The sequence below is a fragment of the Schaalia odontolytica genome, assembly GCF_024584435.1.
Taxonomy (GTDB): Bacteria; Actinomycetota; Actinomycetes; order Actinomycetales; family Actinomycetaceae; genus Pauljensenia.
In genome coordinates this window covers 1,687,371-1,712,112 of record NZ_CP102197.1, presented here as the reverse complement: position 1 = coordinate 1,712,112, position 24,742 = coordinate 1,687,371, and the positions used below count along the sequence as shown (strand labels likewise).

Below are 24,742 nucleotides of genomic sequence, written 5' to 3'. Positions count from 1 at the left end.
ACGACGCCCGGGGTCGGCCGTTCCCGTCCCGCGCGGCGCCGGCTCCCCGGCCCCACCCAGCCGGTGCCTCGTCCCCGGACGCCTACTCGGCCTTCTCGATGGGGCCCAGGATCAGGTTCGCCCACGCGGCGTGGAGTGACTCCTGATCGGAGGGCTGGAAGAGGCCGGCGAGCGCGTCTCGGTACAGGCGCGAGAGTTCGTGCGTGTTGTAGTAGGCGCTGCCCCCGCACGCGCGCATCGCCTGCTCGACGGCGCGCAGCGTGGCCTCGGCCGCCGCGTTCTTCGCGGCGGACAGCTGCGGCATCCAGGAGCGACCGCGGTCCACGCCCGCGTCGATGTCGCGTGCGAGCTCGCGAATCTGGGGGCCGACCGCGTTCATCAGCAGGGCGGCCTCGGCGATGCGCCACCGGATGTCCGGGTCATTGGAGTACGTCGCCTGGTTCTTGACCGACCGCCTCGTTGCGACGTGCTCGGCCGCCACCTCGACGGCGCGCTCGCCCACGCCCTGGTAGGTGGCGGCCAGCAGGATCTCGAAGTGGGAGAAGATCCCGAAGATGACCGGGTCGGTGCTGGGGCCGGGATCCGTCACCGTGAGAATGCGCTCCGCGGGTACTTCCACGCCCTGCAGGAGGGTCGTCATGGACTGGGTGGCGCGCATCCCCAGGGTGTCCCAGTCGTCCTTGATCGTATAGCCTGGATCGCCCCGGTGGACGATTCCGAACACGGACTTGGGGCCCTCCTCGGTCTCGGCCCGCCCGAAGACGAGCAGACGCGTCCACACGGGGGACAGGGACGTGAAGATCTTGGTTCCCTCGAAGGAGTATCCCCCCGCTTCGTTCGCGGTCGCGCGCGTCGTGGAGCCGAAGAGAACGAGGTCGTTGCCGGGTTCGGAGATGCCGAAGCCGAAGACCTCGCCGGCGGCCGCGTCGCGCAGGATCTGCTCGCCTCGCGCGTTGCCGTGGGCGACCAGGTAGCGACCGAGACCCACGATGATCTGATGCATGTTGATGCCCAGTGCCGTGCCGGGAGCCGCCTTGGCCAGCGCCGTCTGCTCGGCGGCGATCTCGGCGAGCGTCAGCCCCGCGCCACCGAACTCGACCGGAACGAAAGCGCGGAGGTAGCCGGCCGCGCTCAGGTCCGCGAGGTCCTCCGCCGGGTAGGTGTTGGCGGCGTCGGCGAGGCCGGCGCGCTCGTGGATGCGGGAGCGCAGGTCGGGTGTCAGGAAGCTCAATGTCTGCCTCTTTCGGATTGTGTGTGGGGCAACGCCTCGGTCCCGTGCGCGGACTTGGACGGGGCCGACGGGAATCAGTCGCATGTGAGGGTGCCCTTACTGTACGCCGACCTCGGCGCGTGGGCGAGATGTCACACGTGCGACGGAGCGCCCCCTGGCCGCGGAGCACCCCCATTAGCTAGGGTGGGGTTGTGAGTACTCCGAACGCGCCCCACCCCGCCCTGACTCCGCGCGAGCGTTTCCTGCGCGAGCGGCAACAGCGTCAGAACACGACGTTCTCCATCATCGGCGTCGCGATGATCGTGGCCGCGGTGTTGGCGGCTCTGGTGTTCACCGGGCTCCTGCCCATTCCTTTCGGCAACGGCTTCTCGGAGAAGATCAAGTACGCGGAGGTCGGCGACGTGCCGTGCCCGACCCAGAGCGCTAAGCCGGTGCCCCCCTCCCAGATCAGCGTCACCGTCATCAACACCACGCAGCATGCGGGCCTGGCCAGCAAGGCCTCGGACATGCTGGCGACCGCGGGATTCCAGATGCAAGAACCCGACAACGCGGAGGTCGAGTACACGGGCAAGGTGCGCATCACGGCGGGAGCCTCGGCGGTCGACGCGGCATACTCGGTTGCCCGCTTCTTCCCGGGTGCGCGTGTGCGTCTCAGCGACGCGACGGACTCGTCAGTGAAGGTCGAACTCGGCACCTTCTACGACGGGGCGATGAGCGCCGAGGACGTTCAGCGCGTCTTGAAGTCCTCAGATTCGGTTGAACAGCCCACCAAGTGCCTGCCGATGTCGGGCACGCACGACAAGTAGTCCACGCGTCCAGCGCCCGGCGGGCGCGTCAGTGTGGCGTGAGGGGCCCCACCGTGCCGCGGCCTCGGATATTGTGAAGCAGCGCCTCCCCGTCGGATCCGTACCAGACGGGCACGCCCTCGGGAACGGTCCACAGGGCGTCCGGGACCATCGCCTCGAAGCTGCCGTGCGCCATGAATTGCTCGATTTCGGACAGTGAACGAATCGCGATTCCGGCGACGTTGCGCGGGAAGTCTCGCGCGAACTCGGCGTAGATCTCGGGGTCGCGCTGCCCGTCGTCGCCCACGAGGAGCCAGCGCATCTGCGGGAACATGCGCGCCAGGCGGCGCAGCTCCCGGCGCTTGTGCTCGGGGCCGGAACGGAACCATCCCGTGTTTGAGGGGCCGAAGTCCGTCATGAGGAATCCGCCCGCCGGGTAGCCGCTGCGCTCCAGGAACGAACGAACGGTGGGCACGACGTTCCACGCCCCGGTCGACAGGTACATGATGGGCGAGTGAACGCCCGGGGGGACGTCCTCGGAGGAGGCGGAGGCGGTGGTCAGCGTCGTCAGCAGGTGGGCCATGCCGGGGACCGCTTCACGGGAGGAGACGCGGTCGACGAACGCGTGCTTGGCTGCCGTCACAAGGCGCGGCAGCATCGAGACCATGACGGTGTCGTCAATGTCGGAGACGACGCCGAATCGCTCCTGGTCGGAGACGATGCGCACGCGTACGCAGGCCGGACGCCCGGCGCGGATACGTCCCTTGCGGGGACGCTCGTGCATCGCCGAGGCGGGGGCGGGCAGGGGGGTAGCGGTACGTAAGGTGGCCGCGAGCTTGGCGGCGGTGTCCTCTGACATGCCCAGGGCGCGAACGTCACCGGCATGCAGAACCTGAATCGTCGCGTCGTGCCAGCCGGGCGTCAGGCCGTGGCCCAGGATCGTCATATCGACGAAGCCGCCGCGGTCCGCAAATGCGAGCCTGCGGGCCCGACCAACCGTGACGAGAACCGGCTGGCGGGGAACCTGCGCGTTGAAAAACTGGCGCCAGCCCCGCCGTGTTTGCAACCAGGAGCGTCCGTCGTCGCCGCGCGCCATGAGAACCCGGCCGAGGATTCGGGCGCTGCGCTGGGACCCGATCCCACCGAATCCGACGACTCCCGGGTAGTACCAGCCCTTCGACATGGCCGCGACGAGCAGCGTTGACGCCAGCTCGCCCGCGCCGGCCGTGAGGGCCAGTGCGAGCGAGGGAGATTCGTCGTCGATGAGTGGTGGTCGCAAACGCATTAGGCCAATCATAGGGCTTCCCACCCCCCGCGGCGCAAGAACCGTCGGAGGGCAGGGAAGTCAGTCGAGCGGAAGCCTGGGGGTGGGGGCGGCATCGGTCGTGCGCAGGGTACGCAGTCCGATGAGCATGAGGAGGACCATCGCCCATCCGGCTCCGGCCATGGTGTAGAGGCCGCCGCGCGCGCCCACCGCGTCGATTGCCGGACCGGCGATGGCGGTTCCCAGCGAGGTGCCCAGATTGATCGAGGTCGACATCCAGGTCAATCCCTCGGTGAGTTTCCCGGCCGGGACTGACTTCTGGATGATGACGTTGACGTTCGTCATCGTGGGCGCGCAGGTGACGCCCGTGATGAGGATGACGACCGTCATCGCCCACAGGTTGAGGGCGAAGGGGAAGGCGCTCATTCCCAGCGCCATTGCGACGACACCCATCGCGAAGAGTTGCCAGGTGGGACGTCGCCACGTGCGAGCTCCGTACACGAGTGCGGCCGCCAGCGATCCGATCGAAAAGATCGCCAGGAGGATCCCGCCGAGCGCGGGCGCGCCTCGCTCCTCGGTGAAGCTGACCATCGACACTTCCATCGCGCCAAACGTCATGCCCATGCCGATGTAGGTCGCGGCCATGACAAGGACGACGGGTTTGCGGATGACGGACTCGCGGGGTGCATCCGGGTCGTGGGGAATGATCGCGGGTTCGGAGGATCGACGCGACAGGAAGAGGGCGCCCCCGACCGCGAGGCTGGTGATCGAAATGACGAGTCCGCTGGCGGGGTGCACGGCTGTGCCGAGAACGGTGGAGAGCACGGGGCCGACGATGTAGACGAACTCGTCAACGGCGGACTCGAGGGCGTAGGCCGTCGTGAGTTGGCCGGGCTTGCGCAGGATCGTTGACCAGCGCGAGCGCACGAGCGCGCCGGGCGCTCCCCACGTGGCGCCGGCGAGGGCTGCCGGGATGAAGAGCAGCCACTCGGGTGCGTGCATGATGACGGCGGTGACGAGCGCACACATCGACAGGGTGGAGACGATCCACGCGGGGCCCATGACGCGCAGCTGTCCGTGGCGGTCCACGAGGCGCGCCAGGAGCGGTGCGCAGATCGCCATGACGACGATGTTGACGGCGGAGACGGCGCCCGCGAGGGTGTAGTTGCCGTACTCGGCGCGCACCATCAGGATGGTTGACAATCCGACCATCGACATGGGCAGACGCAGCACAAGTCCAGCCGCGGAAAATTTCCAGGCGTCCCGGTAGCGCAGAATGTCGAGATAGGTGCCGAGCATCCGCTCATTCTACCGCTGGAGAATCGGCGGGTGCGGGCTGGGAATGTGGCGTTCGCACACCGCCGGGCGGCGCCCTGCCGTCAGTCGCTCACCTCGAAGACCCCAACCTGCCCCTTCTCGGCCAGAGACAGCGCATGGTTGACGAAGGAGTAGTGCCCGGCCTCGACGGGGGTGAACTCCACGAAGCCGCCTTCAGCGGCCCCGAGGGCGAGCACCTGACCCCAACCGCCGCCGCTGCCGCCGCCCCGGATCACGTAGGCGCCCTCGCGCCAGACCGTGTCGAACTGGGTGCCCACCACGTGGAAGGTGGTTGCCAGGTTGGGGCCCGCGTCCATGACCCACACGCGCACGCGCTCACCGGTCTTGACTTCGATGGGGTGCGCCTTGTACTGGAAGGGCACGCCGTTGAACGCCATCGCATTGGGTTGCAGCGCCGACAGGAGCGAGGCGTCGGCGCTCTGCCCGTCGCCGCCCAGGTAGAGCTCGGAGGCGATCATGACGTACTCGCGGTCAACGCCATCCAGGTCGGTCGGGTCGATGATGACGGCGCCGAACATGCCGTTGGCGATGTGCATCGACATGGGGGCGGTCGAGCAGTGGTAGAGCCAGATTCCGGCGTTCTTTGCGACGAAGGTGTAGTCCAGGCTCTGCCCCGGCTCGATCGAGCGCATGACGTTGTCGGGGGCGACCAGGCCCGCGTGGAAGTCCAGAGAATGGCTCATCGTACCGTTGTTGACAAGAGTGATGTGGAAGGTGTCTCCGACGTGGCCGCGCAAGATCGGCCCCGGCGCATCACCGTTGAACGTCCACGTCTCGCGCGTCAGGGAGTCGGTGACGCGCGCGGTCTGCTCGGTGACGGTGAACGTGTAGTGGCGCTCGGTCTCGTTTGTGGCTGGCGGCAGGACCGGGTCGCGTGCGTCGATCGTCGCGGCGTAGTCGGTCAGCTCGGTTGGGCTCGCGGGACCCGACGAGGCGCCGTGGCCGTGATCGTGGGAGTGAGTGGACGGCGCGGGCGTGGAGGAGGATCCCGGCGATGAGGCGCCGACGGCCTGCACGTGGATCGTCATGCCCGCCTGGCGGTGGCCGGGCAACGAGCACCAACCCTCCATGTCCCCCGATACGATCCCCAGGTCCAGTTCCTTCGTTTCCCCGGTGGCGAGCGAACCGGAGGTGACACCCGACTCGAACACGAGGTCGTGACGCTGATCCCCGGAGTTCGTGAAGTCGACGATCAGGCGATCCCCGACGGGGACCTCGATGTGGTTCGGGGTGAAGGACATTCCCTCGACGCCCACAGCGACGCGCGTCGTGTGCCCGGTCGCGGTCACGGACGAGGCGCCCGGTACCGTCGCTCCCTCCTGGGCGGTGGTGGCCGAGGGGGAGGACAGGAAGACCGCCAGCGCGAGAGCAACGACCGAGACGACGCCGACGATCGCCCCGGCTGTCCTGTTCACGGGCGCGTGGTCGCCCGCAGGGCTGACGCGCGCCTTGAGGGTCGGTCTTGCGGAAGACTCCTTCGGGGCATCGCTGCGGGGCGACGGAGACGAGGAGAGGGTGAGGTCAGCCACGGCGGACTCCTTGCTGTGAGGGGGATGAGGCGGCCCGCTTGGCGCGCGCCTGGGCCACGCCGCAGCGGGCCATGAGGACGATATCGATGACGTAGGTGGAGAGCAGGACAACCCACGCGGCTATTGTCAGGCGCAGCGCCTGCGCGCCGGCCAGGGATGCGACGGACAATGCGAAGACTGCGGCGATGTTGCGGCTTGCCTCGCGGATGGGGGCTCCGGCCTCGAGAACCGCGATGCCGACCCGAACCGCGGAGGGGCCGCCGCCGATGACGACGGGCATCATGTAGGCCAGCGCGCCCACGAACACCTGGCCGAGGCCCGCCGCACCCAGGATCGGCAGCCACGGCAGGAATGCGGCGCGCAACGCGGATGCGTCCCCCGCTTCAAAGGCGTGCAGGCAGGCGCCCGCTCCTGCGACGAGAATCCATGCGCCGCCCAGGACGAGAGACCAAGCCCCGTACTCCGAGGGGCCCTTGGCACAGGCGGCGCGTCCCAGTGGAACACCCACGCCGAGCGCTGCCGCACCGATCACGATCAGCAGACCCAGGGAGGCAATCCTCATGGATCCGATGAGGGCTCCCACCTCCGAGGCAACCAGGCCCGCGACCCATAGGGGCAGTGCGGTTGTCGCGAAGGAGACCGCCGCCGGGTCCATGCGCGTGCGCATGGCGGTGGGGCCGAGCGTGACCATGGTTCCGCCCATTGTCAGGCCAACCCACCCCGCGACTCCCGCCATCGCGTGCGCAACCGTCAACCGGTCGCGCGCGGACGTGAGCCAGTCGGGTGCCCCGGGGTCAAACATCGCCACCGTGACGAGGCCCGCGAGGATGGCTCCGACAACGAGGAAGAACGCGGCCGCGATGTAGTAGCGGATGATCACCGCAAAGCGGGAGGCCAGACGCTCGCGTGATGCGCTTAGCAGCGCGTATCCGTGCCAGGATGCAACGATACCTACCGCGCTCGCTCCGGCGACCGTTACCACCCATGCTCCCGCCCACATCCCGGCGATCAGGGCAACGAGAGAGGCGTTGAAGACCGCGATGCGCACGGTGTTATCGCGCCCTGCCCTGCTCTCCGCCGGGCCCAGGTGAGCCAGGGCTCGCACGAAGTACCAGGACCACTGGAAGATCCCGTTGGAGAGCACTCCCAGCGTCACGAGGTGAATCGTGGTCCACAGGTTCTGAGGGATGAGGCCGCGCGCGACGATCGTCACCGCAGCAGCGCCGGTCGCGAGGCACAGCCACACCGTGGTCAGGCGATCCGTGCGGGCCACACGAGGTTTCTTCACGCTTCCTCCCCGGGGGCGGAGCGGGGAGCGGAGGAGAGGGCTTCGCGGGCGAGGCGGAGCTCCCGCGACGCCGCCCGGGCGCGACGAATGGTGAGGGCGAGCGTGGTCCCCACGAAGAGCAGCATCCCCATGACGGCGAGGGTGCCGCCCAGGCGCCACGGGAAATCCGCCTTGCGTGCGCCCGCCAGCAGCCGCAGGGCCAGCGATAGCTGCAGGAACACGAAGGGTACCCACATCGCCCAGTGGTAGGGAACCTCGCGGCGTGCAACCGCGGGGATGATCACGGGAGCGTGAGCCAGAAGCATCGAGACCACGAAGCCGATCGTGATCGCGTGGACCGAGGCGTCGTAGCCGTAGCCGTCGAAGGCGGGCGGTGCGACCACCCACAGGATGGATGGAACGAGCGCCCACCCGTAGCCGCTGAGCATGCACGCCCCCGCCAGTCGGGGGAGCCCCGACGTGCGCACGGTGCCCCTGGCCACGTCGTGCCACGCGGTGTCCGCGACGAGGATGCCCAGGGACGCGCCGATCAACGGGTAGCCCAGAAAGGGCGCGAAGAGGGCGAGCGCAAGGCCGACCATGAGCGCCGCGCACTCGACCGTGATGCGACGCTGCGTCGAGCCCGTGGCGAACGCGAGGCGCGCCAACTCGACGCGTTCGCCGACGATGGTGACGACGAGGAACGCGAGCCACCACGTGACCACCCGAGGGGTGTCGACCCCGCGCCACCACAGCAGTATGCCGCCCAGACCGATGAGCGCCCCCAGCAACTGGATGAGCACGGCGTGGCTCGCCTGCCTGCGTGACCACACGTAGCAGTAGATGCTCGCCAGGGTCGTCATTCCCGCCGTCATGAGGAATCCCGGCATCATTCGTTCCGGCGCGAATCCGGTCAGGTGTGCGGCTGCGAGGCGCGGGATCGGAAGGCCCGACAGGGCATTCCTGACCGCTGGGTTCAGCGCGACGACGATCGCGCTCACGCCGCCGGCTCCCGTCAGCAGGGGGGCCGCGTACGCCCAGATGCGTCGCCCGTCCGACTGCAACGCGACCGCGCGCTCCAGGCCTATCGCAGTACCCAGGAAGCCGTAGATCATGAGGAGCCCGTGGATCGACCCGAGAGAGGCTGAGGGGACCGGCGCCAGGGCGCCCAGGCGCACGAGGGAGGCGTCCAGGCCGGCGAGCAGGGCTGCTCCGGCCAGGGCGAGGAAGGCCAGGCGTCCGACGGGCAGGGCCGGGATCGCGGGCGCCGTGCGCGGCGCATGTGCCGCGGGGTTCGCGGGGGTTTCATCGGGGCGCGTGGCCCTATTGGGGGGCCGAGTCGACTCGCTCATGTCGGGTCTCCTGGGGGTTGGCGGGCTGCCGGTGTGAGGTCCACCCGGGGGATAGTGCCACGTTATCTGCCCGGGCGGGACTTTTCTAGGGGTGGGTTCAGTGAAATTGTGTTGCGGGGCGCATTGTCAAGGGGGGCGTCGCTGGTCGGACGTCTGGATGCTCAAAACATGTCCATCCGGTAACATTACGCGAGCCGTCAGTCGAGAGTTTCGAACAATTGGAGTGAATGATGAGCGACCTGTCATTCGTCGCGGGCGAGTTCCCAGGCCTTGCCTCGACTTCCCGGGAGGCGGCCGAGGCCGTCCGCTCGGCGCGACCAGAGGGGGGAGGTAGCGCATTCGCCTCCGCGATGCCCGGCACGCCGCTGTCCTCCGACATGCAGGGGGCCGAGGAGAAGATCGCCGACCGGAGCATGGACAATGCGAAAGATCTCGATCAGGCCGCAGACTCCCTGGAGTCTTCCGAGCGTGACTTCATCGCTGCCGAGGAGGAGAACGGGCAGCTCATCGGCTCCATCATGTCCGAGCAGGGCGGTGCCAGCACTGCGACGGGACACAGCTACGGCAGGGCGAGGGTCGGCTCCGGCGGCGATGAAGTGAGCTTTGGGAGCCCCGGAGTGGGACACAGCTACGGCAAGGGTGGCTCCGCGGGTGATGATGTGAGTTTTGGGAGTCCTGGAGTGGGACATAGCTATGGAAAGGGTGGCTCCGCGGGTGATGATGTGAGTTTTGGGAGTCCTGGAGTGGGACATAGCTATGGAAAGGGTGGCTCCGCCGATGGTGGCCGCCCCTACGACGGGGGCGGTGGCGTCCAAGCAAAGCCCTATACCGGGGGAGCAAAGGTTGAGGCGAAGCCCTTTAGCGAAGAACTCGGCGGGGTGGTCAACCTATGAACTGGTCAGATCTTCTCCAGTGGGAGGGTAACCCGCTGTCCCAGCAGGCCCAGGTGTATGAGCAGCAAGCGCGGGCCGTGACAAACGCGAGCGAAGACCTGAGCGACCGGGCAAACGGCCTGTCGGGTTCCGGCCAGACGGTGACCGCCGCCCAGCAGGCGCTGCGCAAGAACGTCGAGGAGATGAGAAAGCAGGCAGAGAGCCTGCATTCGCTCGCCACCATCTCCGGTGACGCCGCTAAGGGAGCCGACGAGATAGGCAAAGCTGCCAGGAAGCTCGACCAAGACGCGGCCGACAAGTCGATCAAGATCGGAGCCGACGGATCCGTTGACTACGTCGGGAAGAAGGCGGGGTCACTTATCGGTGGTACCCAGATCATGACGAACATGGCGGCCGTTGCTGACACTGTCTCCCTGATCAAGTTTGAGGCCGACGAGCTCGTCAAGGACATTCAGAAGAACATCGCCGCGGTGGAATCGGGTGGGAAGCCTCAGACTAGTGGGGGCGGGGGTTCTCGGCTCGACCGTATGAAGCTGCCCCCCAAGGGGGCCAGCCCGGACGAGGTCGCCAAGTGGTGGTCCTCGCTCACCGACGCCGAGAAGAAGGAGATGATCAGACGCCACTCGAGGGAGATCGGGAACCTGAACGGCGTAGAGGCAACCTGGCGGGATAAGGCAAACCGCAACAACCTGGCCGAGGATCTCAAGGCAGAGCGACAGAAGCTCAAAGATCAAGAAGAGGATGCTCGGCGTTTCCCAACTCCCCAGAAGCTTCTGGACATAAGACAGACGCGGAAACGCATCACTCAGATGGAGAACGTCGAAAAGGTTCTTGATAAGTCAGGTAAAGACGGTATCCAGCGGCAGCTCGTCTGCTTCGATTCCTCCGAGCGAGATGTTCTTGCAGCCGTCACGCAGGGCAACATTGACACGGCCGACCATGTCGCGGTGAACGTCCCGGGCATGCGTTCGAACCTCGCCGATAACCTGGACTACTACGACTCGGTGTCGGGACTTATGCGTGAGAACGCCGAGAAGCACTCCAACGGGCAAAGCGTTGCGGTCGTTACCTACATGGACTATCGAGCCCCCCAGGGGGTCGAGGAGGTTGTGGATATCAACTATGCGAAGACCGGGTCAGACCGGCTGGCCGGATTCCTCACCGGCCTGGACGCCTCCCGCGAGCACGGTGCCGGCGACGCGCACATTACCCCCGTCGGTCACTCCTTTGGGTCGACGACGGTGGGTATGGCGTTGACGAAGATCCCGCCGGGCGTCGCCGACGACAGCGTTCAAATCGGTTCTCCAGGATCGGGCGTCCAGGATGTCTCGGAGTTCAACATTCCGAAGGGGCACGCCTATGTCGGTGCAGCGCGTTACTGGGACGATATGGTCCAGGGGTTTGGTGACGACGGTAGGTTCGGAAAGAATCCCGACACGATGCCGGGTTACAAGCACATCTCTGGAGATGTCGGTCAAGACGGCTATTACGGTCCTATTGGGCGCCACTCTGGGTACTTCAACGAGGGCAGTCCGGCTCTCGATGACATCTCGAGAGTCATCGCGGGCAAGGAACCGAAGTAGGCCACCCGACGGCCGCCATCCCTGCCGCCGTCGCCGCGATGATGGCAGCATTCTGTGCGTCCTCAGAAGGAGGAAAAGGTATGAACCCGGAAGAGAAGGAAAGGCTGGAGCTGGCCGCATCGTTTGAGTCGATCGAGGTCTTCCAGCGGGATGTGGAGCCCGTGATCGTTCGCGCGCGCGACCAGCTGCTCACGCGCGACAACTACCGTGCGTACAGCATGAACGACACGATTAGTCGCATGACCCTGGGACAGGAGTGCCTGTACACCATGGTCTCGCGCACCCACCGCTTCGACGAGCACGATCCCGCCCGCGTGCGCGCTGTCTTCGACGCGGCCCTGTCACCCCTCGGCTTCGAGTGCCGACAGGACGCCTACGAGGGTGAGGGCGGAACCACGGACACGGTCCTGGCGTGGACGAGCGAGCGCTACGGCGTCACCGTCCACTTCCTGGTGTCGCAGTCCTGGCTCACGTCCTTCAACTACTACACGGGTGAGCTGCGCAGCGACGGATCCGGCGCGGATCCGACGGTGCTGGCGGACCTGCCGGACCGCGTGCCCGCCTGGTTCACCGCGGCGTGCTCGAGTGCCCGCAGCAGCTAAGCCGGAGGCTCTCGGATCCCCGTGACAAGCGGGGCCGACACGCTCAGGGGGGTGATGCTCGATCGAGCACCACCCCCCTCGTGCAACCGGCTTGAGGGGGCGCTGACGCCGCCGCGGATGATCGCCGTGTCGAGGAGGCGAGGCATCCGGTAGGTGTGGGGTCGTGGGCGTCGTGAGGGGACGTCGTTGGGAGGTCCGTGGCGGTCATGGTAGGGGTGGAGCCAGTGTCGTAAGGCCGTGAGACGGGGGAGGTATGGCGTCGATGTAGTGGCCGCCCCGAACGTGTCCATCCGGTAACATTGTGCCTGTCCCGGCAAGTATTCACGTAAACCAATGGAGTCGATGATGAGCGACCTGTCATTCGTTGCGGGCGAGTTCCCTCGCCTCGCAGCGACTTCCCGAGAGGCGGCCGAGGCCGTCCGCTCGGCGCGCCCGGAGGGGGGCGCCAAGGCTTTTGCGTCCGCCATGCCTGGCACGCCGTTGTCGTCCGTCATGCAGGGCGCCGAGGAGAAGATCGCCGACGAGGCCATGCACAACGCGAGAGGCCTTGAGGAAGCAGCCGACTCCCTGGAGGCAGCCGAGCGTGACTTCGTCGCCGCCGAGGACGAGAACGGCCAGCTCATTGGGTCCATCATGGCGGGGCACTATGGTCGCGCCAACCGGGTGGCTGTCGGCCACAGCCGCGGCGGGGTTGCCGACGGCGGCTGGGAGTACATCGGTCCCTTCCGCCTGAGAAAACGCGGAGACGGACGGGGGCTGAGGGATTCGAATCCCGTTCAGCATCCGCCGCGCTCCGAGCCCGAGCCTGACAAGCCGTGGGTTCCTCGACCGTTCACGCTCACCCCAACCTTCCCCCCGGTGGGAGGCAAGGGAATCAAGGCGGTGCCCAAGCCATTTAGCTCCGAGTTGGGAGGGGTGGCGAAGCGATGAGGTGGTCTGACCTTCTTCAGTGGGAGGGTTCTGCGCTCTTTGAGCAGTCCCAGAACTACGAGCGCGACGCGAAGTCCTTGACAAGCGCGAGCGAGCAGCTTGAGGCGCAGGCCAACGGCCTGTCGGGTTCCGGCAAGACCGTGACCGCCGCCCAGCAGGCGCTGCGTCGAAACGTTGCTGCGATGAGGAAACAGGCAAGCAACCTGAAGGCGCTCGCATCGATCGTTGGCGAAGCAGCCGGGGGAACCAACCAGATCGGCGAGTCGGCCAGGAGCCTTGACGGCGCCGCCGCCAACCACTCGCTGCATATCGAAGCGGACGGGTCTGTTCACTATGTCGGTCCGCGGCGAGTTTCGCCAACGGAGGCGGCCACGATCAAGAAGAACATGAAGGCCGTGGCCGACAGGGTGTCGTCGATCATGAAGAGTGCAGACGAACTCGTCCAGGCGACGCAGAGCAAGATCTCCGCCTTGAGTTCCGGCGGGCAGGCACATGCCAACGGCACGGCGAGTGCGGCGCGCGCTCCGCGTAAGAATCTGAAGCTGCCGCCCGCCAACGCCACCGAGAAGGAAGTTGCCGAGTGGTGGTCCTCGCTCAGCGACGCCGAAAAAGATCAGATGATCAAGGCCCACCCGAAGGAAATCGGGAACCTGAACGGCGTGGATGGCACGTCGCGCGACAAGGCGAACCGAATTTACCTGGATGATGCCACCAAGAGGGAACAGAAGAAGCTTGAGCGTCTCAAGCAGCGTTACGGCCCGCACCCGTCGCGGCGCGAGCGTCAGGAGCTCGAGCTCGTTCAAGAGCGCGTGACGGCGCTCGAGAACATTAGTAAAACGCTCGAAATGGAGAGTCCCGAGCCGAAGGGAGACGGAACACAACGCCAGCTCTTGAGCCTGGACACCTCGGGCAAGCACGTCACCGCTGCCGTCGCCCGGGGCAACGTCGATACGGCTGACCACATCGGTGTTCTCGTTCCCGGTCTGTACACGAACGTCGCGACAAACCTGGACAAGTATGACCGCGATGCTGGGGTTATGGCTGAAGCTGCCGAGAGGTACGCCAGGGGCGAGAGTGTTGCGATGGTGTCATACCTCGGATACGAGGCACCGCAGGACCTTGCCGAGGTTACGAACATTAGCTACGCGGAGAAAGGAGCAAAGAATCTATCCGGCTTCCTCAACGGCCTCGGTGCGTCGCGCGAGCGTGGAGCGGGTGACGCGCACATCAGCGTCGCTGGGCACTCCTATGGGTCGACGACCGCTGGTATCGCGCTCACGCAGGTCAATCCGGGCGTCGTTGATGAGCTCATCCAGTTCGGCTCGCCGGGCTCCGGCGCCCAGGATGTGTCTGAGTTTAGGGTTCCCGAGGGGCACGCTTGGGTGAGCGCCACGGACTACAAGCAGGACATGGTTCAGGGTGTGGGCGACGACTGGCGCTTCGGAAAGAACCCTGCCACGATGAAGGGCTACAACCACCTCTCCGGCGACGTCGGCGAGAATGGGGTTGACAAATCGATGATCTACCCCTTCCAGAAGCACAATGGATACTTCGCCCAGTTCAGCGAAGCCAATGAAGATATCTCCCGAGTCATTGCGGGGCGGGGTAAGAAGTGAGGCGCTCATTGATCGGAGCCCTCGCAGTTGTTCTAGTAGCTGTGTGCGCCGCGTGCGTACCGTTTGGAGGAGGAAGCGGTTTGAATCCGGAACAGAGATCAGATCTGGCGCGAGCCAAATCCCTCGAGTCAATCGAGACGTTCAAGCGCGACGTGGAGCCGGCGATCATTCGCGCTCGTAATGAGCTGTTGACGCGTGAGAACTACAGGAATTACAGAGGCAATGATTTCATTTATGAGCATCCCGTCGGAGACCAAAAACTCTACTCATTGATGTCGCGGGCCTACGATTTCGATGAGCATGATTCTGTTCGCGTCCGTGCTGTATTTGCTGGCGAGCTTGAGCCTCTTGGTTTCGTATGTCGGGAACGTACGTACACAGACAATGATGGAACGACAGATCTTCTCTTCGTGTGGACGAGTGAGCGTTACGGTGCCGTCGTAACAGTGATGGTCGCTGAAAACTGGCTGACCTCGACTAGCTACTACACGGGTTACCTGCGCAGCGATGGCACGTCCTCTGATCCGCAGGCCCTGGCGGAGATCCCTGGACGCGCGCCCGAGTGGTTGGCTGACGTCGCGGCGGGGAAGCAGTCCTGACGGACGTTCTCTCACGCAGCTGCTAGACGGGGGCGGCGCTCGCACGAGCGCCGCCCCCTTCGCGCAGCCCGCGTGAGCGGGCAGCGCCGAAGCGTCAGCCGTTCAGGGCGTCGGACACGACCTGCTTGGCGGCCTCCTGGACCTCGGCCAGGTGCTCGGCTCCCTTGAAGGACTCGGCGTAGATCTTGTACACGTCCTCCGTGCCCGACGGGCGCGCGGCGAACCACGCGGACTCCGTCGTCACCTTCAGGCCACCGATGGGCGCGTCGTTACCGGGAGCGCGCACCAGCTTCGCGACGATAGGATCCCCCGCCAGCTCGGTCGCGCTCACGTCGTTGGCGGACAGGGCAGCGAGCTTCGCCTTCTCCTCGCGCGAGGCAGCCGCGTCGATGCGGGCGTAGGCGGAGGCGCCGAAGCGCTCCACCTGCTCGGCGTGCAGCTGCGACGGCGTCTTGCCGGTCACCGCGAGGATCTCCGAGGCGAGCAGCGCCAGGATGATACCGTCCTTGTCGGTCGACCACACCGTGCCGTCCTTGCGCAGGAACGAGGCTCCCGCGCTCTCCTCGCCGCCGAAGCCGACGGTGCCCGAGAGCAGGCCGGGGACGAAGTACTTGAAGCCCACCGGCACCTCGATCAGGCCGCGTCCCATGGCGGCCACGACGCGGTCGATGAGCGCGGAGGACACCAGGGTCTTACCGACGGCAGCCTCAGAGCCCCAGCCCGGGCGGTGCGTGAACAGATACTCGATGGCGACGGCCAGGAAGTGATTCGGGTTCATCAGCCCGTCGGGCGTGACGATCCCGTGCCGATCCGAGTCCGCGTCGTTGCCGGTCGCGATGTCGTAGGGAGTGTGGCCCTGCGCGTCCGGGGTCATCGCCTCGCGCAGGGAGGCCATCGCGTACGGGGAGGAACAGTCCATGCGGATCTTGCCGTCCCAGTCCAGCGTCATGAACGGCCACGCCGGATCGACCTCGGGGTTGACGACCGTCAGATCCAGGCCGTAGCGCTCACCGATGGCCGCCCAGTAGTCGATGGACGCGCCGCCCAGCGGATCGGCGCCGATGCGCACGCCGGCGGCCCGGATCGCGTCAATGTCGATGACCTGGTCCAGCTGCGACACGTAGTAATCCAGGTAGTCGAAGGGGGTGATGTTCGGATCGTGGAGCAGATCGGAGCCGGTGACGCGAGGAACGTCCTTCCACTGCCCGGAGTCGAGGAGCTCGTTGGCGCGCGTCGCGATCCAGCCGGTCGCGTCGGTGTCGGCCGGCCCACCGTGAGGCGGATTGTACTTGAAGCCACCGTCGCGCGGAGGGTTGTGGCTCGGGGTGACGACGATGCCGTCGGCGAGGCCATCGCCGGAGGTGCGCAGAGCGGAGGGCGCGCCGTTGGCACCCAGGATGGCAACCGAGACCGCGGGGGTCGGCGTGTAGGAGCCGCGCGAGTCGACGCGCGTGTCGATGCCCGCCGCTGCAAGGACCTCCAGGGCGGTGCGCCACGCGGGTTCGCTCAGGGCGTGCGTGTCGCGACCGATGAACAGGGGGCCGTTGAATCCCTGGGAGGCGCGGTACTCAACGATCGCGGCGGTGATGGCGATGATGTGGGCCTCGTTGAACTTGCCGTCCAGCGAGGATCCGCGGTGACCCGAGGTGCCGAAGGCGACGCGTTGACCGACGTCGGTCGGGTCGGGCGTGATGTCGTAGTAGGCGGAGATGACATCGTCGACGTTGATGAGGTCTTCAGGTAGGGCACGTGTGCCAGCTCGATCATGCATACGTCCAGTGTTGCACGTCTCGCCCTCGGCTGGGTAGGACCATCCCATGGCGTGAAACGGTCCGTATTTCCAAATGTTTGCGAAGCGACTATTCTATGAGACGTCGGTCACCGCAGACCGTGACATCGTCGTCAGGAGGAACACCGTGGGATGGTTTGATTCCATCGAACATAATCGCTGGCTCAGCGCGAACATGCAGGCGCTGCTCGCCGAGGCTGAGGGAGCGATCGTACCAACCGGCTTCGCTCACCTGGACGCCGAAGGAAAACCGGACCCGACAAGGTCCATTGATCTGGCTGTCACCGGGCGCATGGCCTACGTGTTCTCCCTGGGTGTCCTGATGGGCCTTCCGGGAATGCGCCGCTACGCGGACCACGCGATCAAGGCGCTGTCGACCTACTTCGTCGATCCCGTCAACGGCGGGATGTGGGTGTCCATCAAGCCCGAGCCCGGCGAGGATGGCCACGGCGTCCCCTGGGACGAGGCCGGGCGCGTGAAATCCCAGTACCACACCGTGTACGCGCTGCTGGGCGCCGCGGCCGCGGCCGTCGCCAACCGTCCCGGAGCGCACGAACTCCTCGAGGCGATGCTGGCCGAGCAACAGGAGTACTGGATCGACGACTTTGGTCTCGTGTGGGATCAGTACGACGAGGCTTTCACTGAGCCCGTCCCCGTCCACACGCTGGGCACGCTCATCCACACGATCGAGGCGTACATGGCGGCTGCCGAGGCGACCACCGAACCCGAATGGTTGGACCGCGCGGAGAAGATGACGGCGTTCGCCCACAAGATCGCGTCTCGCAACGACTGGCGCATCCACGAATACTACGACGACAGCTGGGAACCTAGCCCCGAGGCTGGCAAGTTCCTCAACGACGGCCGTCGCTACTACGAGGGGTACGTTACCGGCCACTCCATGCAGCTGGCTCGCTTCGCGCTCCAGGTCCGCTCCGGGCTGCGCTCGATGGGGTGGACGGTGCCCGACTACCTCCTGGAGATGGGTACGGAGCTCTTCGAGCGCGCCCGCGTCGACGGCTGGCGGCGCACGGGCGGCGCCCCGGGCTTCTCCACCGGCGTTGACGGCAACGGGGACCCGATCCCCGGCGAGGATGAGCACCAGCAGTGGGTCGTCTGCGAGGGCGTGTGTGCAACGGTCGCGATCCGGCGCGCCATGCTCGATGACGGCTCGCGGATCTCTGACGTCGAGCACTTCGAGCACTGCTACCGCTCGTTCCTCGACTACATCCACGACTACCTGATCGGTCAGCCTGGTCGCTGGGTGCGCCGCCTCGGACCCCATAATGAGAGCGTCCAGCCGGCGAAGTCCTCTCGCTGGGACGTGTACCACGCGATCCAGGCGACGCTGGCGATTCGCGTGCCGCTGTGGCCGCCCACGGCACCCGCTCTCTTCCGCGGACTCCTGGATCACCCGGAGGAGCCGGCGCCGGATAAGAAGTCCTGGAACTTCTTCGGGCTGCGAGGCTGAGCGCCGACGAAACGATGACGGCGCCGCGGGCGGTGGGTGCGAGGGTCGCGCCCACCGCCCGCGGCCTGATAGGATGGCTCAGGTCTGGAGGGCTGTCTGAGTGGCCGAAAGAGACGGTCTTGAAAACCGTTGTGTCAGCAATGGCACCGGGGGTTCGAATCCCTCGCCCTCCGCCGAGCCGACCCGTGGGCGCTGGCGCGGCGGACGTACGCTCGCGTTCGCGGCAAAAATGCCCTAGAGTGGTCAGCACTGGAGACGTCGCATAGTCCGGTCGAGTGCGCCTCCCTGCTAAGGAGGTAGGGGTGCATAGCCCCTCGCGGGTTCAAATCCCGCCGTCTCCGCTCCCACCCCCGGGATTCCAATGGAATCCCGGGGGTTTGTTATGCGTCAGCGACGAGGCGGACCGCCTCGCGAGTTCCCCGGCGGGTGGTCAGTAGATCGTCACGTAGGTCCCCGACGGGATCGTGTCATGAAGCCACTTGGCATCCTCGTAGCGCAGGCGCACGCACCCGTGCGACACGTGCCCGCCCAGGGTTCCGTCCATGACGGTATAGGTGCCCTCGTAGTAGAGGATCGAGTGGAAGAGATAGTCCCCCGAGAATTGCGTCCACCAGTAGGCCGTGTAGCCGTGCCCGAAGGCGCGACCTCGGTTCTTGATCGTGAACGTCCCCGTGATCGTCGGCGTCGAGGACTTGCCCACCGAGCACGGCATGTCGGTGAGCGGCTGCCACGAGCCATCAGCCCAGTAGAACGTCATGCAGTGCGGGGCGCTGGTATCCACCACCACCAGGTAGTTCGTGGGGCTGTAGAGGGTCTTGGCGTAGTTCCAGTCGGCCTCGAACCCCGCCCGATCGCTCACCCAGAAGCCCTTCCAGCGGTCGAAGTAGTTCCACGTGCCGCCGACCTGGGCCCACCCCGTGGCCATCGCTCCGCCTCGGGCGGCATCCAGGTAGTACCAGCTGCCGCCCCCGTCGCGCAGCCACCCGGTGGTCAGCGCGCCGGAGGAATCCAGGTGGTACCAGGAGCCGTCGGTGAGAAGCCACCCCGTCATCATCGCTCCGCTCGAGTCGGCGTAGTACCACGTGCCGCCGGCGACGAACCACCCGGTTGCCATCGCTCCGCTGCCGCCCAGGTAGTACCACGAACCCGAGCGCACCCACGTCGAGGCTGCCATCGCCCCGGAGGCATCGAAGTAGTACCAGGAGCCGTCGATGCGCGACCAGCCGGTGACCATCTGGCCTGCCGCGGCCAGGTAGTACCAGGAGCCGCCCGAGGAGAGCCAGCCGGTCGTCATCGCGCCACCGTCACCGAGGTGGTACCAGGATCCGCCCTCGCGGTACCAGCCGGTGCGCACGCCGTTCTCGGTCGACGCGTACCACACGCCGCTGGGGTCCCTGTACCAACCGAGGGGGACGTAGCCGAGAGCATCGAAGGCGTAGCGGCCACCCTCCACGTCGAAGACGCCGTCCTTCAGCCACGTGCCGTCGATCAGTTCGTAGCGCCAGCCGACCTCGTGGCGAACCCAGCGTCCGCTGGGATCCCCCGGGTTTGCGGGTTCCCCTTCTTTCCCGGCCAAGGCGGATTCCTCAGCCGAGGGGGCTGCCCCCGAGTCGGTGGATGCTTCGACGGGGGAGGGGTCCTGGTGATCCGAGGGCCGTCCGGACTCCTGCGCGGCGGCCGACGAGGAGTCCCGGTCGCCTGAACTGGGTGTCGCGGGATCGGCGGCCGGACTGGAGGCAGCGGAGGGGGAGGGGGTGCCGACAGGCGGCGCGCCCTCCGCGTCCGAGGCCGCCGCGGCGAGGGGAAACAGGCCGACGCACATGATCGCGGTTGCCGATGCGCCGATGCATCGTAGGAGGCGGATGCCGATGCTTCTCATGATTGCACCTCATTCACGTGTGGTGCCTCCATGGTATGCGTTGGGGGGCGTGAGAGGAGGGCGTTTGAGCGGCGTTGTTGGTCGTCGATGCGCGGGCGAGCGCATTGACGCCCTAACGTGATTAGGGTTATATTACATTTGTAAAGTATGTCGATGCTTGCCCCATGTGAGGAATGATCGCCGTGGCGAAGAAGGATGTCGTCGTCCCCCTCGTGCCCGCAGCCCTGAGCGCGCTACTCGTGGTCGGAGGGATGACCGTCTTCTCCGCTTGCCACCAGCGTCCCGACGGCACCTGGATGCAGTGCCACCGCTGCCAGAACACCGTCGTCGCCAGCGCGGCGGGCCTCGTCGTCGTGTTTGGTGCCGCCGGTTTTGTTCAGAACAGGGCCGTCAGGGTTGCCCTGCAGGCCCTCGCAATCGTCGTCAGCGTCGTCGTCTTCTTCATTCCCGGCATCATCTGTCCCCTGTGCATGATGGAGACCATGCGCTGTCACACGGTCTTCCAGCCCTTCGTGAGGATCATGTCCGTCCTCGTCTCCGGCTCCGGAATCGTCGCGCTGGTGAAGTCGCTGAGGAAAGGCAAGGCCGCCTGAACCCGAGGAAGCCCTGCACGCGGGAGTCGGTGGCGCAGCCATGACCCCTGTCCGTTCCAAGACCGTCGTCATCACGGCGGTCCTCCTCGTGTGCGCCCTCGCCGTGGCCGCCTTCACCCACCACAGGCGGTCGCGCTACGAGGAGGCGAGGCGCCTGGCCGAGGTCGGCGACACCCAGGGCGCCTACGAGGTCTTCACCGCGCTGGGAGGATACTCCGACGCCGCCGAGCGCGCACGCGGCCTCGTTGAGGAGGACCCCGCCCTCCCGTACCGCTCGGTCGCCCCGGGGGATACGGTCACCTTCGGCTCCTACGAGCAGGACAACAACACGGCCAACGGCCCCGAAGCGATACGGTGGATTGTCCTCGATCGAATCGACGACCAGGTCCTCCTGCTCAGCGCCGACTGCCTGGAGGGGCGCCAATACCACCACGTGCCCTTCGAAGAAGTCACGTGGGAGAACAGCGATCTTCGCGAGTGGATGAACGGCTTCTTCTACGCGCAAGCCTTTACCCCCGCCCAGCAGACCATCGTGCGAACCGTGCACAACGAGAACAGCGACCAATCAGTCACGGGGGCGCCGGGGGGCGCCGACACCGACGACCGCGTCTTCGCGCTCAGCGAGACCGAGGCGCTCATCTACCTGGCCGCCGGAGCGAGCCGAAGTGACGTGAGCGCCGCCGCCGCAACCGAGTATGCCGCCTCCGGGGCACTGTCCGTCACCGAGGACGGAACGGTCGACTGGTGGCTGCGTTCCCCCGGCACCTACGGATTCGCCGCCCAATTCGTTGACGCCTCGGGCAAGCCGATGATCAGCGGAGCGAACGTTGACGCACAGTACGGGGCGCGCCCCGCCCTGTGGATCAGCATCGCCAAGGCCGACGGGAGCCTGCGATGAGCGGCGCACTCTCGCTGCGCCGCATCCCGCTCAAGAACATCGGCGCGCACCCCGTCCGGGCGGCGATCCTGGCGTTCCTCGCCCTCGCGCAGGCAGCCTGTTTACTGGCGGGCCTCGTCATGGCCGACGGCATGAGGAGCGAGCTCGCGCTCGCCGAGGAGCGTCTCGGGGCCGACCTCGTCATCTATCCGACCGCGTGCCTCAATCAGGTCGAACGGAAGCGCCTGGTGATGATCGGCACCCCCGTGCGGTGCCACCAGGGGAGAAGTGCCCTGGATCGGACGCGCTACAACCCGGACATCGCGGAGATCACCTACCAGCTCTACGTCGCCGACACCCTGCCCACCGGCGAGACCCTGTGGATCGTGGGATTCGACCCGGCGACGGACTTCGCTCTCTCCCCGTGGATGGAGCGCGGCACCTCGCGCGAACTCGCCCCGGGGACGATCGCCGCCGGAGCCAAGGTCGCTCAAGGCGAGGATGGGACTGTCCCGCTCTTCGGCACACCCCGGGCGGTGAGCTCGCGCCTCGCGGAAACCGGGACCGAGCTGGACGACGCCGTCTTCGTGAGCATGGACACCCTGGAGAGCATCATCGGCGACGCGGTCGAGGCGGGAGCGGGGGAGTACGCCTCCGTCCAGCCGGGTAGGGACTACTCGGCTGCCCTCGTGAGAGTGAGCGACGCGGAGAGCGTCCAGAGCGTGACGAACTGGATCAACCTCTACGTGCGTAAGGTGACCGCCGTGAGAAGCGACGAGGCCCTCGTGGACACGGCCTCAAGCATCAGTTCTCAACGCGGGGTCACTATCGGCGTACTCGGAGCCTCCTGGCTCCTCCTGCTGATCGCCCTGATCGTCGCCCAGTTCACGCTGATGAACGAGCGCGAGGCAGAAGTGTACGTGTGGCGCTCCGTCGGAGCCTCGCGCGGGGCGATCGCAAGGGTCATGACGGGCGAGTCCGCGCTCATTCACCTGGTGGGAGCGTGCGGCGGGGTCCTGATCGCCGCCGCCCTCCCGCTCGTTGCCGGGACGCCCGTCGGCGGCGCGTCGAGCGCTGCTCGAGTGCTTTCCTTCGCCGGCGTCGCTATCGTTGTCGTGGTCGCGGCCGGCGTCGCGGGAACCCGTCTCGCCCTGAGGAGGGTGAGCGCCATCCCCCAGGGCCAGAAGTTGGTGCCGGCCTAGGCGCCGCGGATCGAGGAGGAACGAACATGCTGTCGCTGAGGCGACTTCCGTGGATGAACCTGCGCGGCTACCCGGTGCGGACCGGGACCCTCGTGCTGTTCTCCGCGCTCATGACGATGACGATTTTCGGTGGAACGATGCTCGTTCAGGGGATCGAACGGGGCCTTGCGACGGTCCAGTCGCGCCTGGGGGCCGACATCATGGTGACCCCCGCGGACGCGGACAACGACTTCGATGCGCAGTCATTCCTCGTGCACGCCGAGGCCTCCTACTTCTACATGCCGACGTCCACGAGCGAGGCCGTCGCCGCCGTCGACGGGGTCCAATCATCCTCGCCCCAGCTCTTCCTTGCCTCCGCGCGCGCGAGCTGCTGCTCGGGCAGATACCAGGTGATCGCCTTCGATCCGGGCAGCGACTTCACCGTCCAACCCTGGATCGCCGACTCGGTCGGACAGGCGCAGCTCGGACACATGGACGTGATCGTGGGCGCCAACGTCAGCGTCTACGACACGGACAACTTCGCGCTCTTCGGCCAGCGGCTCCACGTCGTCGGAAAGTTCGACCCGACCGGATCGACCCTCGACAACGCCGTCTACACGAACTTCGACACCGCGAAGATCCTCATTGACTCCTCGCTGCGCAAGGGACTCAACAAGTACACGAGCCTGGACACCGACGACATCATCTCCTCCGTCATGGTCAAGGTGGCTCCCGGCCGCGACGTCAACGCCGTGGCAGCCGACATCGAACGGAGCGTTCCAGGGGTGAGCGTGACAACCTCGACACGCATGGTGAGCGGCATCGCGCAGAGCCTCGACGCGACGTCACGCACGGTCGCGACCCTCATCGCCGTCGTCTGGGGCGTCGGACTGCTCATGATCACCCTGATCTTCGTCATGATGATCATCGAGAGGAAACGAGAGTTCGCCTCCCTGATCGTCGCCGGGGCGCACCGAGGCCTCGTCTCACGGATCATCCTCGCCGAGTCCCTGACCGTCAACGCGATCGGAGGCGTCGTCGGCATCGTGATCTCCGGGGTTCTCATCGCCTCCTTCTCGGGCCTGGTCCGCCAGACGATCGGCACGGGATTCCTCGTCCCGCCGATCACCACGATGGCTCTCCTGGCGTTGGCCTCGCTGGCTGCGATCGCGGTGGTAGCCGTCGTGGCCTCGTGGATATCGGTGCGAAGCATCAGAGCGATGGATGCTGGATCGCTGCTGAAGGAAGGGGAGTGACGTGCTGATCGAAGCAACGGGTGTGACCAAGGAGTTTGCGCGCGCACGCAGAGGCAACAGGTCTTTCGTCGCGGTTCACCCCGCGGACCTCGGACTCGACGCCGCGGAGCTGACGGTGATCACCGGGCACTCCGGCAGCGGCAAGAGCACGCTCCTCAACATGCTGGCCGGCATGCTCGCCCCAACCGCAGGAACCGTCGCAGTCGAAGGGACGGACCTCTATCGCCTGTCGGACCGGGAACTCTCCCGCCTGCGCAACGAGAGGATCGGCTTCATCCCACAGGGGCACACGGCCCTGCGTAGCCTCAGCGTCCTCGAGAACGTGCTCCTGCCCTCCGTTCTCTACGGCGGAACGGACCTGCCCCGCAGCCGTGCCGAGGAACTGCTCGAGACGGTTGGACTGTCGGACCTGGCCGAAGCCAAGCCGCAGGAGTTATCCGGCGGTGAGCTACGCCGCATGGCCATCGCCCGCGGCCTCCTCATGGAGCCGAGCATCGTTCTCGCCGATGAGCCCACGGCGGGCCTCGACTCGGCAAACACGGGGGTCGTTCTTCGCCTCCTGCGTGAAGCCGCCGACCGTGGGGCGGCGGTCCTGATCGTCACGCACGAGCCCGAGGCCGACAGGTTTGCGGATCGCAGCCTGTCGATGGAGGAAGGCCGCCTCGCGTAGGCGGTGCGGAGCGGAGCCACGCGTGCCGCGATGCGTCGGC

21 protein-coding genes and 2 tRNA genes are annotated in these 24,742 nt (G+C 66.6%); 15 read left to right on the top strand and 8 right to left on the bottom strand.

Annotated elements, in window-relative coordinates; all coding sequences use genetic code 11:
• Positions 1 to 82 precede the first annotated feature (82 nt).
• A complete protein-coding gene (locus NQK35_RS07610) occupies positions 83 to 1,231 on the bottom strand; it encodes an acyl-CoA dehydrogenase family protein (protein ID WP_257113762.1) in 1,149 nt (382 codons plus the stop codon).
• Between the two features lie 191 nt (positions 1,232 to 1,422).
• Here NQK35_RS07610 and NQK35_RS07605 point away from each other — a divergent pair, with 191 nt between their 5' ends.
• Complete coding sequence (locus tag NQK35_RS07605) at positions 1,423 to 2,037, top strand: LytR C-terminal domain-containing protein (protein WP_048742172.1); 615 nt, start codon at positions 1,423 to 1,425, stop codon at positions 2,035 to 2,037.
• Between the two features lie 28 nt (positions 2,038 to 2,065).
• Here the strand turns inward: NQK35_RS07605 and NQK35_RS07600 are convergent, their stop codons facing one another.
• The 5 genes from NQK35_RS07600 to NQK35_RS07580 form a co-directional block, all read right to left on the bottom strand.
• Positions 2,066 to 3,313, bottom strand: a complete 1,248-nt coding sequence (locus tag NQK35_RS07600; RefSeq protein WP_009212992.1) for an App1 family protein — start codon at positions 3,311 to 3,313, stop codon at positions 2,066 to 2,068.
• A 48-nt stretch (positions 3,314 to 3,361) separates the two neighbouring features.
• A complete protein-coding gene (locus NQK35_RS07595; protein WP_257113761.1) occupies positions 3,362 to 4,579 on the bottom strand; it encodes an MFS transporter in 1,218 nt (405 codons plus the stop codon).
• An 80-nt stretch (positions 4,580 to 4,659) separates the two neighbouring features.
• Complete coding sequence (locus tag NQK35_RS07590; RefSeq protein ID WP_257113760.1) at positions 4,660 to 6,147, bottom strand: multicopper oxidase domain-containing protein; 1,488 nt, start codon at positions 6,145 to 6,147, stop codon at positions 4,660 to 4,662.
• A complete protein-coding gene (locus NQK35_RS07585) occupies positions 6,140 to 7,435 on the bottom strand; it encodes a hypothetical protein (RefSeq protein WP_257113759.1) in 1,296 nt (431 codons plus the stop codon). Before NQK35_RS07585 ends, NQK35_RS07590 begins: the two co-directional genes overlap by 8 nt.
• A complete protein-coding gene (locus NQK35_RS07580; RefSeq protein ID WP_257113758.1) occupies positions 7,432 to 8,766 on the bottom strand; it encodes a hypothetical protein in 1,335 nt (444 codons plus the stop codon). The genes NQK35_RS07585 and NQK35_RS07580 overlap by 4 nt, the downstream gene beginning before the upstream one ends.
• A gap of 227 nt (positions 8,767 to 8,993) precedes the next feature.
• Here NQK35_RS07580 and NQK35_RS07575 point away from each other — a divergent pair, with 227 nt between their 5' ends.
• From NQK35_RS07575 to NQK35_RS07550, 6 genes are all read left to right on the top strand, one after another.
• The gene (locus NQK35_RS07575; RefSeq protein WP_257113757.1) at positions 8,994 to 9,659 is read left to right on the top strand and encodes a hypothetical protein; all 666 of its coding nucleotides are present in this window, start codon (positions 8,994 to 8,996) and stop codon (positions 9,657 to 9,659) included.
• A complete protein-coding gene (locus tag NQK35_RS07570; RefSeq protein ID WP_257113756.1) occupies positions 9,656 to 11,242 on the top strand; it encodes an alpha/beta hydrolase family protein in 1,587 nt (528 codons plus the stop codon). The genes NQK35_RS07575 and NQK35_RS07570 overlap by 4 nt, the downstream gene beginning before the upstream one ends.
• Positions 11,243 to 11,322: 80 nt before the next feature.
• On the top strand, positions 11,323 to 11,844 hold the full coding sequence (locus NQK35_RS07565) for a DUF4853 domain-containing protein (protein WP_257113755.1): 522 nt from the start codon (positions 11,323 to 11,325) through the stop codon (positions 11,842 to 11,844).
• A 342-nt stretch (positions 11,845 to 12,186) separates the two neighbouring features.
• Positions 12,187 to 12,774: a hypothetical protein gene (locus NQK35_RS07560; protein WP_257113754.1), complete on the top strand. Its 588-nt coding sequence runs from the start codon at positions 12,187 to 12,189 to the stop codon at positions 12,772 to 12,774.
• Positions 12,771 to 14,390: an alpha/beta hydrolase family protein gene (locus NQK35_RS07555; RefSeq protein ID WP_257113753.1), complete on the top strand. Its 1,620-nt coding sequence runs from the start codon at positions 12,771 to 12,773 to the stop codon at positions 14,388 to 14,390. Before NQK35_RS07560 ends, NQK35_RS07555 begins: the two co-directional genes overlap by 4 nt.
• An 80-nt stretch (positions 14,391 to 14,470) precedes the next feature.
• On the top strand, positions 14,471 to 14,989 hold the full coding sequence (locus tag NQK35_RS07550) for a DUF4853 domain-containing protein (RefSeq protein WP_048741819.1): 519 nt from the start codon (positions 14,471 to 14,473) through the stop codon (positions 14,987 to 14,989).
• Between the two features lie 94 nt (positions 14,990 to 15,083).
• On the opposite strand, the gene pgm is transcribed toward NQK35_RS07550, so the two are convergent.
• The gene (gene pgm / locus NQK35_RS07545) at positions 15,084 to 16,760 is read right to left on the bottom strand and encodes a phosphoglucomutase (alpha-D-glucose-1,6-bisphosphate-dependent) (protein WP_257113752.1); all 1,677 of its coding nucleotides are present in this window, start codon (positions 16,758 to 16,760) and stop codon (positions 15,084 to 15,086) included.
• A 145-nt stretch (positions 16,761 to 16,905) separates the two neighbouring features.
• Between pgm and NQK35_RS07540 the strand changes: the two genes are divergently transcribed.
• From NQK35_RS07540 to NQK35_RS07530, 3 genes are all read left to right on the top strand, one after another.
• On the top strand, positions 16,906 to 18,246 hold the full coding sequence (locus NQK35_RS07540; protein ID WP_257113751.1) for an AGE family epimerase/isomerase: 1,341 nt from the start codon (positions 16,906 to 16,908) through the stop codon (positions 18,244 to 18,246).
• 86 nt (positions 18,247 to 18,332) lie between these two features.
• Positions 18,333 to 18,419, top strand: a tRNA-Ser gene (locus NQK35_RS07535).
• 78 nt (positions 18,420 to 18,497) lie between these two features.
• Positions 18,498 to 18,587 (top strand) — tRNA-Ser (locus NQK35_RS07530).
• Between the two features lie 89 nt (positions 18,588 to 18,676).
• Here NQK35_RS07530 and NQK35_RS07525 read toward each other — a convergent pair.
• Positions 18,677 to 20,125, bottom strand: a complete 1,449-nt coding sequence (locus NQK35_RS07525; RefSeq protein ID WP_257113750.1) for a L,D-transpeptidase family protein — start codon at positions 20,123 to 20,125, stop codon at positions 18,677 to 18,679.
• Positions 20,126 to 20,298: 173 nt separating this feature from the next.
• Between NQK35_RS07525 and NQK35_RS07520 the strand changes: the two genes are divergently transcribed.
• The 5 genes from NQK35_RS07520 to NQK35_RS07500 are packed head-to-tail and all read left to right on the top strand — an operon-like array spanning position 20,299 to position 24,702.
• A complete protein-coding gene (locus NQK35_RS07520) occupies positions 20,299 to 20,718 on the top strand; it encodes a DUF4418 family protein (protein ID WP_257113749.1) in 420 nt (139 codons plus the stop codon).
• 40 nt (positions 20,719 to 20,758) lie between these two features.
• On the top strand, positions 20,759 to 21,616 hold the full coding sequence (locus NQK35_RS07515; protein ID WP_257113748.1) for a DUF6273 domain-containing protein: 858 nt from the start codon (positions 20,759 to 20,761) through the stop codon (positions 21,614 to 21,616).
• Positions 21,613 to 22,797, top strand: a complete 1,185-nt coding sequence (locus NQK35_RS07510) for an FtsX-like permease family protein (protein WP_257113747.1) — start codon at positions 21,613 to 21,615, stop codon at positions 22,795 to 22,797. The genes NQK35_RS07515 and NQK35_RS07510 overlap by 4 nt, the downstream gene beginning before the upstream one ends.
• A gap of 26 nt (positions 22,798 to 22,823) precedes the next feature.
• Positions 22,824 to 24,032: an ABC transporter permease gene (locus tag NQK35_RS07505; protein WP_257113746.1), complete on the top strand. Its 1,209-nt coding sequence runs from the start codon at positions 22,824 to 22,826 to the stop codon at positions 24,030 to 24,032.
• A 1-nt stretch (position 24,033) separates the two neighbouring features.
• The gene (locus NQK35_RS07500; RefSeq protein ID WP_257113745.1) at positions 24,034 to 24,702 is read left to right on the top strand and encodes an ABC transporter ATP-binding protein; all 669 of its coding nucleotides are present in this window, start codon (positions 24,034 to 24,036) and stop codon (positions 24,700 to 24,702) included.
• The last annotated feature ends 40 nt before the right edge of the window (positions 24,703 to 24,742 follow it).

Bases quoted from the DNA above. Each gene is read 5' to 3' on its own strand.
- NQK35_RS07600 (WP_009212992.1), bottom strand. From the start codon at position 3,313: ATGATTGGCCTAATGCGTTTGCGACCACCACTCATCGACGACGAATCT.
- NQK35_RS07595 (WP_257113761.1), bottom strand. From the start codon at position 4,579: ATGCTCGGCACCTATCTCGACATTCTGCGCTACCGGGACGCCTGGAAA.
- NQK35_RS07580 (WP_257113758.1), bottom strand. From the start codon at position 8,766: ATGAGCGAGTCGACTCGGCCCCCCAATAGGGCCACGCGCCCCGATGAA.
- NQK35_RS07575 (WP_257113757.1), top strand. From the start codon at position 8,994: ATGATGAGCGACCTGTCATTCGTCGCGGGCGAGTTCCCAGGCCTTGCC.
- NQK35_RS07570 (WP_257113756.1), top strand. From the start codon at position 9,656: ATGAACTGGTCAGATCTTCTCCAGTGGGAGGGTAACCCGCTGTCCCAG.
- NQK35_RS07565 (WP_257113755.1), top strand. From the start codon at position 11,323: ATGAACCCGGAAGAGAAGGAAAGGCTGGAGCTGGCCGCATCGTTTGAG.
- NQK35_RS07560 (WP_257113754.1), top strand. From the start codon at position 12,187: ATGATGAGCGACCTGTCATTCGTTGCGGGCGAGTTCCCTCGCCTCGCA.
- NQK35_RS07555 (WP_257113753.1), top strand. From the start codon at position 12,771: ATGAGGTGGTCTGACCTTCTTCAGTGGGAGGGTTCTGCGCTCTTTGAG.
- pgm (WP_257113752.1), bottom strand. From the start codon at position 16,760: ATGCATGATCGAGCTGGCACACGTGCCCTACCTGAAGACCTCATCAAC.
- NQK35_RS07525 (WP_257113750.1), bottom strand. From the start codon at position 20,125: ATGAGAAGCATCGGCATCCGCCTCCTACGATGCATCGGCGCATCGGCA.
- NQK35_RS07520 (WP_257113749.1), top strand. From the start codon at position 20,299: ATGATCGCCGTGGCGAAGAAGGATGTCGTCGTCCCCCTCGTGCCCGCA.
- NQK35_RS07515 (WP_257113748.1), top strand. From the start codon at position 20,759: ATGACCCCTGTCCGTTCCAAGACCGTCGTCATCACGGCGGTCCTCCTC.
- NQK35_RS07510 (WP_257113747.1), top strand. From the start codon at position 21,613: ATGAGCGGCGCACTCTCGCTGCGCCGCATCCCGCTCAAGAACATCGGC.
- NQK35_RS07505 (WP_257113746.1), top strand. From the start codon at position 22,824: ATGCTGTCGCTGAGGCGACTTCCGTGGATGAACCTGCGCGGCTACCCG.